Annotated in this window: 11 protein-coding genes; 2 read left to right on the top strand and 9 right to left on the bottom strand. The window is 47.0% G+C overall.

Annotation, left to right across the window (positions count from 1 at the left end):
* Window positions 1-276: 276 nt before the first annotated feature.
* Window positions 277-759: a hypothetical protein gene (locus AC6ESP_RS29245; RefSeq protein ID WP_497100305.1), complete on the bottom strand. Its 483-nt coding sequence runs from the start codon at window positions 757-759 to the stop codon at window positions 277-279.
* A 19-nt stretch (window positions 760-778) separates the two neighbouring features.
* On the opposite strand from AC6ESP_RS29245, the gene AC6ESP_RS29240 reads away from it, so the two are divergent.
* On the top strand, window positions 779-1,123 hold the full coding sequence (locus tag AC6ESP_RS29240; protein ID WP_497100304.1) for a DUF4358 domain-containing protein: 345 nt from the start codon (window positions 779-781) through the stop codon (window positions 1,121-1,123).
* A gap of 57 nt (window positions 1,124-1,180) precedes the next feature.
* Here AC6ESP_RS29240 and AC6ESP_RS29235 read toward each other — a convergent pair whose 3' ends face one another.
* The 6 genes from AC6ESP_RS29235 to AC6ESP_RS29210 form a co-directional block, all read right to left on the bottom strand.
* Window positions 1,181-1,333 carry a hypothetical protein gene (locus tag AC6ESP_RS29235; protein ID WP_497100303.1) on the bottom strand — a complete coding sequence of 51 codons (153 nt, stop codon included), beginning with the start codon at window positions 1,331-1,333 and terminating at the stop codon, window positions 1,181-1,183.
* A gap of 30 nt (window positions 1,334-1,363) precedes the next feature.
* Window positions 1,364-2,161, bottom strand: a complete 798-nt coding sequence (locus tag AC6ESP_RS29230) for a permease prefix domain 1-containing protein (RefSeq protein WP_497100302.1) — start codon at window positions 2,159-2,161, stop codon at window positions 1,364-1,366.
* Window positions 2,162-2,170: 9 nt separating this feature from the next.
* A complete protein-coding gene (locus tag AC6ESP_RS29225; protein WP_497100300.1) occupies window positions 2,171-2,494 on the bottom strand; it encodes a PadR family transcriptional regulator in 324 nt (107 codons plus the stop codon).
* Window positions 2,495-2,637: 143 nt separating this feature from the next.
* Window positions 2,638-3,837: an MFS transporter gene (locus tag AC6ESP_RS29220; protein ID WP_497100308.1), complete on the bottom strand. Its 1,200-nt coding sequence runs from the start codon at window positions 3,835-3,837 to the stop codon at window positions 2,638-2,640.
* Window positions 3,838-3,912: 75 nt separating this feature from the next.
* The gene (locus AC6ESP_RS29215) at window positions 3,913-4,941 is read right to left on the bottom strand and encodes an ROK family protein (protein ID WP_497100307.1); all 1,029 of its coding nucleotides are present in this window, start codon (window positions 4,939-4,941) and stop codon (window positions 3,913-3,915) included.
* 196 nt (window positions 4,942-5,137) lie between these two features.
* Complete coding sequence (locus AC6ESP_RS29210) at window positions 5,138-7,807, bottom strand: family 78 glycoside hydrolase catalytic domain (protein ID WP_497100299.1); 2,670 nt, start codon at window positions 7,805-7,807, stop codon at window positions 5,138-5,140.
* Between the two features lie 298 nt (window positions 7,808-8,105).
* On the opposite strand from AC6ESP_RS29210, the gene AC6ESP_RS29205 reads away from it, so the two are divergent.
* Window positions 8,106-8,759 (top strand): suppressor of fused domain protein, encoded by a 654-nt coding sequence (locus AC6ESP_RS29205; RefSeq protein ID WP_497100298.1) that lies wholly within the window; start codon window positions 8,106-8,108, stop codon window positions 8,757-8,759.
* A gap of 153 nt (window positions 8,760-8,912) precedes the next feature.
* On the opposite strand, the gene AC6ESP_RS29200 is transcribed toward AC6ESP_RS29205, so the two are convergent.
* Window positions 8,913-10,364 carry an ABC transporter substrate-binding protein gene (locus AC6ESP_RS29200; RefSeq protein ID WP_497100296.1) on the bottom strand — a complete coding sequence of 484 codons (1,452 nt, stop codon included), beginning with the start codon at window positions 10,362-10,364 and terminating at the stop codon, window positions 8,913-8,915.
* 125 nt (window positions 10,365-10,489) lie between these two features.
* Window positions 10,490-10,942 carry a carbohydrate ABC transporter permease gene (locus tag AC6ESP_RS29195; RefSeq protein WP_497100306.1) on the bottom strand — a complete coding sequence of 151 codons (453 nt, stop codon included), beginning with the start codon at window positions 10,940-10,942 and terminating at the stop codon, window positions 10,490-10,492.
* Window positions 10,943-11,044: the final 102 nt, after the last annotated feature.

Raw genomic sequence — 11,044 nt, 5'->3', positions numbered from 1 at the left:
CAACTCTCCGTTTTCTTCCCGGAACGGGTTGGTAAGCACCTACGCTAAAAGGAAAATTCCCCCTCGGGGGAATCCTTATAAATGAGTTTACACAAAATTATTGACAGACCCCTCTTCGGGCTCCTTACTTGCATAAAATTCATTTCTTCACCAGTCCTTTCTAGACTAAAAATTGATAAATATAGCTAATGAAACATTATCATCACCCATTCCGTCTACTTATACAACTATACATAAAGGAGATATGCGAATGTCTAGGCGTAATTATAAATTTATTTATATAACTATTCTTGCTTTAACCGTTACACTTGCTGTAGTTGGCTGCAGCAGCGCAAGCCCAAAGACAGATAATAATTCTTCAGCCTCTTCGGCAACGGTCTCGCCAGAAGTAACTGTGCCGCCAGTGGAGGAGAGCACTGCACCTGAGGCAACGGTAGTACCAACGGCTGAGCCTACTATTTCACCAACAGACGAGCCCGAGCCTACCCATACACCAGCTGCTGCTACTACTACGCCAGCTGCCGCAACAACGAAGCCTAAGGAGAACGAAGCAACGACAGCTCCTGTTGTAACGCCTAAGCCAACGCCTAAACCAACGAAGAAACCGGAAGCTGTTAAGCCAACCAAGAAGCCTATGGCTACTCCTACTCCTACACCTATACCGTCAGCTACTCCGAGGCCAACAGTCAAACCAAGCGCCACACCTAAGCCAACTGAGAAGCCCGTTCTAGAAGTGACAGCCTCCCAGATCATAACCAAGCTAAAGGAAGAAATCGAAATGGGGGCTCTGGTAGAGCTCGAAGCTTCTCAAATTCAAGACGGCTACGGGATTAACCCAGAGACTCAACTGGAGGATTTCTCCTTCAATCAAGCAATGATTATGATTCAGGCTGCAGAGTTCACCGTCGTGAAGCTGAAGTCGGACCAAGATTATGAAGCGGTAGCCGCCGGCTTCGAGAAGCGTGCGGAAACCATCCAGAAGAGCTTCGAGAACTACTTGCAGGATCAATATGATCTAGCGAAGGATTACCAGATTATCCGCAACGGCAGCTATGTGCTGTTCTCCGTCTCGACTGACCAGAAGAAAGCAGAAGAAGTGTTCAATCAATTTTTTGATAAATAATAGCTTTATATAACAAAAACTCTCGGACTGCTTTAATCCGAGAGTTTTTGCATTTCATTATAAGGAATTGTCACGCTTCTGGGTTCGATTAATATTGTTGTATACACCGATTAGGATGCCGGTAATCGGGAAGATGACCCAGTTGATATCCCATCGCTTGAATACGAAGCCTGTGAACAAGAACACCGCCGTCGCCAACGGCCATACCACTGTTCCCGCAATCCGTTCCTCTTCCTTCTTCTAAGCGTCGTAACTTGACTCCTCCAACAGCTTCGTATAAGTTCCCTGCATATTCCCGTAATAGATGAACAGGAATACGGCTACAGCAGCAATCAGCAAAAAAGCAGCGACTCCATATGGCATGAAGTTATCGCTGATGATGGAAGCCGCGAAGATAAAAGTTGGCGACAGCACACATAAGCATACGCCCGTAATCATCGCAATGCGGTAAGTCGGCGCGTAACGAGCTTGACTATGCAGAAGCTCCGTCTTGAGCGTATCAGGGAGACGAAAGCCTTGATCGAGCCTCTTGTAGCGTTCCATCTTCATTCCACTGTGAATGAACATACCGACGCCCATGGCAATCAGTACAAACATACCCACAAGTCCGAGCATCTGGCCCACTTCCATTGAACCGTTCTCGGCCATAATGCCCAAGTTCTCAAAAAACGTATCCAGGAAGATTAGCAATGCCACTCCGCACATACACAGAACAACGCCAAGTCCAGTCCACAATCCGACACTGCGTCTGGCAATCGCATAGGTATAAGCTTCTTCTTCCTTCAGCATAGGCACTGACAGATCCGCCTCCTCTGGCCCTGCCTCCGGATGGATCCCCAGTTCTGCTGTCAGCTCCTCAATATTACCGAATTCCGAGATGACGATGCCGATCGCCTCATTCTCCGTCTTCCCCTCCCGCTTCAGCTCATGGTATTTCTCTTCCATTCCCGCGAGCAGATCCTGCTTCAGATGCTCCAGCTCCAGAGACTTCGGCAGAGTGGCAAACATATTGTCTAGATAGACTTCAATTGTCTCCATGCTTATTCATCACTCCCTAATAAATTGATTAACAACCTCTTGTGTAACCTTCCATTCCTCACATTTATCCTTGTAATAAGCGAGACCCAGCGGAGTAATTCGATAATAAGTACGCCGCTTCCCAAAGCTCTCATCCCTGTAAAAGGATTCAATGTACCCGTTCTTCTCTAACCGAGTGAAGGCAGAGTACAGCGTAGTCTCCTTCATCACATATTTCTCCTGTGTCAGCTGCCTGATCTTTTTGGAAATCTCGTACCCATAGGACTCCCCAGCCAGCAGCATGAAGAGGATCATTGTATCATTGTAGCCGCGTATAACATCACTGCTGATCACAAATGGTGTTCCTCCTCTTCTACTTCATCTGTCGTAGTAGTTGCAGTATAGCACAATTACTACGACAGATGAAGTAGAATATGAAAAAAAGGAAAAAAAATCCGCACCTTGGTGTAAGATGCGGATTTTCCTGCTTTTATAAGCTAGATTAGCTCTTGACGTCGTTTCAAGAAACGATATAACACCCAGCTGCATCCAGCACATATGGCCGCGCATAGACCGATGAAGCCATAGCCTGCCTGCAGTCCTCGCGTCAATCCAAGCTGCGTATCTGCTCCATAGAGCTGCTTCACGAGCTCAATGACAATTCCAATGACATAATTGCCAATAACGCTTCCGACCCCCATCAGTGTAACCGTGAATGTGATGGCCGTGTCCGTGCCGTTGGGGTATCTTTTTGCAATAAAAGCCATTACCGTTGGATAAATCATTGCAATGCCAATTCCTGCGGTAGCGAATAGAAAGGCAAATCGCTCACCACCTGCAATGGCTGCGAATGTGCAGAGTGCAGAAAAACCAGAGAACAGCATCAGCGATAGATTGAATCCGATTCGATCTGTTATAGGGCCCAGCAGGAGCCTCGCAAGTGCAAAACACAAGAAAAATGCGGACAGCATGCTGGATGCCTCAACTGTCTCCCATGCGTACGCCTTTTCCAGAAAATTAACCAGCCAACCGCCTACCGCCAGCTCCGATACTACTCCAAATGAGAGAATGATGACCATATACCATAATGCCCGGTCTCGCATTAAAGTTTTGAGCGGAACACGATCCTCATGCGCGAGGTCGTCACCAGGGAATGAGCTTCGGAGCGCGAACAAGATAGGAAGAAGGGATAATGACAGCATGATAAGATACATGCCGCGCCAATCTATCGTATGACCGAAGACGGTCACCGTCATTAAGCCGGTTGCGATAAGCGGAGCTACTGTGGAGCTGAGTCCGTAGAAGCCATGCGTCAGATTCATCATCGTACCGGTATTTTTCACGAAAATCCTTGCCCCTAGAATGGCCAGTGCAATCTCAAGCATCCCGTTGCCGATATACATTAAGAAATAAGAGGATGCGAACAGAGGATAGCTATGGGAGTAGAAAATGAGAACCCCTGAAGCAATCATCGCTGCAAATGCCGTAATGCTGACGATCTTGATTCCCCATATCCTTGTTAGGAACGCGGTAAAGGAACAAGCGATCAAATAGCCTAGCGCATTGAGCGACAATAACGTGCCCAGCTGTGATTCATTCAGGTGGAAATCGAATTGAATCCGGGGGATGGCTGGCCCTTTGATATTCTCAGAGAATCCGAAAACCACGAATCCCAGAAATATAGTAGCCAGCTGCATGGCATACACTTTATTAAACTTACTTGCTTTTTTCTCTACACTTTTCTCCAATCTCATAAGCCTCCGAGGATTCAATTATCTTTTCTCGATCATTTGCAGATGATAGGTCAAGCTCTCGAGCGTCATTGTGACGAGCCCCTTAATGTATTCTTGCTGTGTGTTGTTCTTAATGAACAGCTTGCACATATGCTCCTCCGGAATGTCCTTCAGACAGCCCTTGTACACCGCCTCCAGAAGAGACGGCCGGAATAGCTCTCCCGTAATCGCTATCGATACGGGGTTAATAATGGCGATAATGGACGTTATGGTCTGAATTGCGAGATGAACGATACCCTCATCATGATCCAGCTGTCTTAATTGCTCCTCGCGAGTCATTCCGAACGGTAAGAAAGAAACCTCTCCACCGAAATTCGTATTTCCCTTCAGTATCCGTCCATCCACGATGAACCCCGCTCCAGGGAAATGATTTTTCGGAAAAGTGACCACTGCGAACGTCTTGTCTTCCTTATAATTTTGCAAATAATAAAACCCATATACGGTCAGATTCATGTCGTTCTCGATCGTTATTTCCAGTCCGTACTTCTCTCTCAGCCGAGGACCGAGCGGTTTCCCAACAAGCTCTGGCACATCGCATACCCCTATTATGCCGTTGTGGACAACACCAGGTATGCCGATTCCAATCGCTTGGACATTGCCATGCTTCTCAAGTATCGCTCCAATAGAACTGTCAATGATATCCTCATCGATGTAATCCATCACTTGGGTTGTCTCCTCAAGTATGTATCCAATCAAGTTCGCCAGCACATAGGTAATGGAGTGAATGCCGCCTTCTGTTCTAACCAATAGGCCGATGACGAGAGAATGATCAGCATTGAATTTGTACAGCTTCGCCGGACGACCGCCATTCGGCTCTTCAAGCTCAGTCTCCACTACTTCACCAAGCTGCAGGAGCTCATTAAGTATCGTGCCGCAAGTGGCTACACTTAGCTTGGTGACACTTGCAATCGATGCCTTCGTACCAACCTCCATCGACTTTAACGTATTTTTCACAAGCTCCACATTCAGTTTTTTCACATGGGCGGTATTGTGGGAAATTGGCTTTATCGCTATCACTCCTTTAGAACACAACTTTTAATAACTATTTTAATAAGTGTGATTATAGGGCTGTGCAGGAAGAAAGTCAATGAATGATTCCCAGCTATAGCACCGCATACGCACGAGAGGACCCGTTCGCAGGAAGCGTACGGACCCTCTGTTTTTGTGATATCATTCCCCTATGAGATTACCTGATTAATGGAAGTTAGAGCCGGTAATTGAAGCTGTAGCTTCCCGACCCAACTGTAACTTTTACTCCGCTCTCTACTTGCTCCACGCAATGAATGCCAGATGTCTGCTCAACAGCGACACCACTCTCGAGCAATCCTTCAAGCCCAGCCTCTGGAAGAACGATAATACCCGTTGCATTGGCGGGTATCGTGACATGTATGTCCCTCTCTCCATCCTCCGATTGCTTCCAACCAGACTTCACGCTGCCATACATCGTTTCGAAGCTTGCCTTCACATACTCCAGCCCAGGACCAAGCTGAGGCTGAATGTGCACCACCTTGAATCCTGGCGTCGACTCTTCCCTTCCAATACCGGCCACATAGCTATATAACCACTCTCCGATAGCGCCATAAGCATAATGATTGAACGAGTTCATGTTGGCGCTCCAGAAGCTTCCATCCTCCTTCATGCCATCCCAATGCTCCCAGATCGTCGTCGCACCCTTCGTCACCTGATAGAGCCATGAAGGGTAATCCTTCTGGAAGAGCAACCGATAGGCGAGCGCATTGTTGCCATTATCACTAAGAACTGGATTGAGGTAAGGCGTGCCGACAAAGCCTGTTGTCAGATGATCACCCGCTTCCACCAGCAGATCAATAAGCTTCTGGATTGCTCGTTCCTTCGCCGTCCCTTCCACCAGCCCGAACTTCAATGCTAATACCTGCGCCGTTTGGGTAGGTACGGATAATCGTCCTGAAGGCGTCACGAATTCGCTCTGGAACGCTCGAACAATTTCTCCATGCAGCTCACGATAATAGTCCACATCCGCCTTCTGATCAAGCGCTTCGGCTGCTTTCCATGTGAGCGAGACTGAATAGGCATAGAATGCCGTGGCGATATAATCACGATCTGTCGCTCCGACGTAGCTGCCAGTCTTCGAATCTAACCCCAACCAATCACCGAAATGAAAGCCGGTATTCCACAGGAATGGGCTGCTTCCTTGCTTGTGAATATACGCAATCCACTTCTTCATGCTCTCATACTGCTCCGCAAGAAGCCTTGTATCCCCGTACATTTCATAGATAGTCCATGGGCAGATCACGGCTGCATCACCCCAAGCAGCGGAGGAATGGCTATCTACCGAATCAGGTGCTGAGGATACCCGCAAATTCGGAATATAGAACGGAATGCCGCCCTCTGGTGTCTGGTCCGCTTCGAGATCCCGCAGCCACTTCGTGAAGAATGGAGCCGTATTCATCAAATACGAGGCCGTACGGATGAACATTTGTGCATCGCCAGTCCACCCGAGACGCTCATCCCGCTGTGGACAATCCGTAGGCACATCGAGAAAGTTACCCTTTTGCCCCCATAGAATGTTATGATGCAGCTGGTTGACTAGTGGATCAGAGCATTCGAATTCACTCGTTCGTTCCATATTAGAATGCAGAACAATCCCTGTGAAATCCTCCAGCTGCACGGTCTCAGGAAAGCCGGTAATCCGTACATAACGGAAGCCTTGGAAGGTGAAGTGAGGCTCATAGGTTTCCACCTCTCCACCTTTCAGCGTGTACCTTATAAGCTGCTTAGCGCTGCGAATGTTATCCAAATAGAAATTCTCATCCTTATCGAGCACCTCCGCATGCTGCAATTCCACGGTATGCCCGGATTCCCCTTGCACCTGGAATTTCACCCAGCCCACCATGTTCTGCCCCATATCTATGATGGTGTCACCCTGCGGCGTTGTTAACAGTGCAAGAGGCTTAATCTGCTCCACTTGGGTCACAGGCACATTCTCCTGCGCGACGATGATCTCCTTCGTGTGCTCGATCACTTCCACCTGATGCCAGCCTTCTTGTGCCGGTATGCTCCAATCCCGCTCCAAGCGTGCATCATAGGTTTCTCCCATATAGATATCCGACATTCGAATCGCGCTCTCTGAAGCTTGCCAGCTCTGATCAGACAAGACATACTCTTCAGAGCCGTCCTCATAGCGGATGTGAAGCTCTAGCAGCAGTGCTGTATTCGAGCCATAGATCTCCTTGCGATTGTCCCATCCCAGATAGCCCTTATACCAGCCGTTGCCCAGCAGCGCTCCAAGAGCGTTAGTTCCCTCCTGCAGAAGCGAAGTAGCATCATACACTTGATATTGCAACCGCTTACTATAACTAGTCCACCCAGGTGTAAAATAATGCTCTCCTACTCGCGTGTTATTCAGCTGCAGCTCATATAATCCGAGCGCTGTCACATAGATTCTTGCTTGCGCGACGGGTCCAGCCGCCTCGAAGAATGTGCGCAGCTGCGGACAAGCCTCAGAGCCTTGTACCCCAATAGCGGCAGGGGCGCTAATCCACTCCGCTTGCCACTCCGCTGGATGCATTAGCCCCGTTTCAAACCATGCTGCCTCTGACCACTCCGACTGTACACCGGCAGCATCCCATGCGCGGACATGATAGTAATAACGGGTTCTTGCTTCGATCGCCAATCCCCGCAGTTCAACATGTATCGATTGCTCCGACTTCACTGTGCCCGTATCCCACAGAATTTGTTTGAATTCTGCTTCCTTGGATAACTGGATCTGATAAGCAGACTGCATGCAACTCCGGCTATCCGCTGCTAACTGCCAGCTTATTCTCGGAACCGCCGTTACATCTACCCCAATAGGATTATCTTTATACTCACAGCGAAGCTTAGTTACAGCAAACATAGGATGACATCCTCTCTACTTATAAATTTAAGTCTGTTTCCTTAATTATAGCTGTGCAACCGCTTAATTCACTGGGCGAACATGACATAATAGCATTGTATTCTTGCTATTATTATTTATCTATTCGCAGCATCATTCTTCTCCTTCGTCGACTTAATGAATAATCTTCCGTAAATTATAGATATAACCGTTTACACAAAATGAGTAAATAAAAGAAACATGATTTCAATATTAACCATAGATCAAATGACTACCGATATAAGGAAGAGAATAAATATATTTAATATGGAGGTATTAAATGGTTCGTTCAGTAGAAAATTACGAGAAACTGTATGCCCATGTTGAAAAATATATTGGTCCTATCGAAGGTGTATTTCAAGAAATTGTGTCAGAGCAAATATCAATTGATATTATAGTAGCTTCACCAACTTCAGAACGGAATTTTTATACCTTGATTACCTATGGAATGAGTGAATTGCCAATGAGCGTTCCGGAAGGAGCCGAGGAGTACCGTTACGCCGAGCTTATGATCTGCTTGCCTCCTACTTGGAGAATTTCAGACGAAGCCTTCAAAGATGAACGAAATTACTGGCCTATCCGTGCACTAAAAACATCGGCAAGGTTTCCGCATGAGTATCGCACCTGGCTTTACCTGGGGCACACCCTTGCGAACGGCACACAGGCTAAGCCTTATAGTGAGGACGTGAAATTTCAAGGAATGCTGCTTGCACTTCCAGACATAGAAGATAAAGTAGGGTTCTTCAATTTGATGATTTCCAGTGAAAAAGTGATACACTTCTTCACATTAATCCCGATCTATCAGGAGGAAATGGACTATAAGCTTAAACACGGTATGGAAGCCTTATTTGCAAAGCTCCTGAAGATAGGCACGGACGATGTTGTTAATCTGAACCGTAAAAATAGTTGCAAAAAGGTTTTCGGACTCTTCTAGTATATGCTTTCTACAAATATAGAGCGATGGACCGACTGTCCATCGCTCTGCTATCGTTTCTCAGCAAAAGTTAATGGCTGTACAGGTTCCAGTAAACCCGTACAGCCATTTTAATATTCCCTAGCCTTTCAATTTCCATTAGTCATGGATGACTTACTCTACTTTTATCGCATCATAGAATTTCTCTTGCATAAGCTTAGCCGCGCTATCCAGCTGTCCTTGCAAATCCGCACCTTTCTTGGAAAACACCTCTTGGAGCACGTTGGTCATTGCTGCGTAGTAGTCCTGCGTGTTGTATTGCGCTTCAGGCTTACCGTCTAGCAGGCTATTCGATTCATCATTATATTTGTAGACGTTATCATATTTATCGAAGATCGCTTGCGCTTTTTTACCATATTCCGAATCTGCGCTGTAGTAGTTGATATGCGGTGGAAAATAGAACTTACCTTCCGTTTGACGTGCTTGAATGTCTTTCTCCAACGATTCTAGCCCTGTATCAGAGAAGTAATCAAACGTAATGTAACGGAATGCCATTTCCTGCTCTTCTTTGGTAGCATTCGGATTAATGATCAAGTAGTCACCACCCAATACGCCAGTATGCTTGCCGCCTTTTTCAGCTGAAGGCATGGGGAATGTGAGTACATCCTCAATTCTCATGCCGCCTTGGTTCAAGGCTTGCTCTAGAACGCCTTCTGCGCCTGCGATAACCATCGCTGTGCGGCCTTGTGCGAATGCGCCTACCGCATCGCCCCATCCAAGCGCCCAGTCTTGTGGAATAACATTAGCTTCCCATCTTAGCTTGTTATAGAACTCAAGCGCTTTCAGACCAGCCTCAGACTGGAAACCCGCTGTTACTTGGCCATCGGCTACCGTCTGGATGTCTCCGCCAGCCTCGAATAGGAAGTTGGTCCAGTTCCAGCCTGCTTCCGTTCCTTTGCCCATCGGTGCGATACCTGCAATGCCCTTTTTCGGATCAGCGATGCCTTTTGCCGTAGTCAGCATGTCGTCCCAGGTCCATTCATACGGCGGGACAGCTACACCTTTGTCATCCAGCATTTTTTTGTTGACGACCGTCGTTACCACATAGCCTTTTTGCGTTACACCGTATACTTTACCATCCATATTGAATTGATTCTGGAGTACAGGGTTGATCTGGTCCTTATATTCATAGTTGTTGAACAGCTCGGTAATATCGGCTGCCCAACCTCTTTCTACTAGGAATTTGGCTTCGGTGGCGAAGGTGTTGAAAAAAGTAGGCGCCTCGTTCGCCGCCATCTTGATTCCAATCTCATCCGGATTGTAATGCCAATCACTTGGCACGATCGTTACATTCGGATATTTCTCAGTGAAGCGTTTGATTTTGTCGTCCTCAAGCTTCCTGTTCTCTACTTGATCCGGCAATGGATAATAGATGCTGATGGTAATTTTCTTCTGCGTGATATCTTCGAGTGGAGGCTCGCTTTTCTCTGGCTCCGCCGGCTTCACCGTTGCCGTGTCTTCCGGCTTCGGTTCATTCGTGCTGCTGTTCTTGTTACCGCCGCTGCAAGCTGCCAGAATGGAGCACAATAGAACGAAGCACATGATCGTTACTGTGTGTCTACGCATGGTTTAATTCCCCTCTTCTATTCAAATTTAAAGTACGTTCTCATCATATAGGAGCCCTTATCCGGTTAACGAGGTGTATTCCTATTGCGATCATGTGCAGCATTACGCTCTCGGATTGGGAAGCATTAGCCTTTGACTCCTCCCAGATGCAAGCCTCGCATAATATATTTCTGGAACGTAAGGAATACAATAATGGGTGGAATCATGACCATTGTCAGAAGGGCGAATTTCACATTCACATCCAGCCTGTTCGCTTGAATGACATATTTATAGATGGCGGTGGACAGTGGATAACGATGATCATTGTGCATCACCAGCGAAGGCCAGAACCAATCATTCCAAGCGGTTGAGAAAATAAAAATGGCCATCGTAGAGAAGATCGGAATGGACAGCGGCACAGCAATTTGGGTGAAGCTTCGCCAGTCAGAAGCGCCATCTATCCTTGCGGCTTCGAATATTTCATGATGAAGATCATCGAAGAAGTTTTTCAACAAGAGCAGGTAGAAGGCGTTCGCTCCGGCAGGGAGCCAGAAAGCCGCGAACAGCAGAACTTCATTGCCGAACAAGGAAAAAACCAGCTAATACTTGTCAAGCTTTTAGTATTGGACTGCAACAGGTAAATTGGTATACTAATTTCTAGGCACGACAAATAACCTTCATTGGCGTGAAGGTTATGGGAA

Source organism: Paenibacillus xinjiangensis, assembly GCF_059686975.1.
The sequence above is the reverse complement of the archived record's forward strand: the minus strand, read 5'-3'. Positions and strand labels throughout refer to the sequence as shown.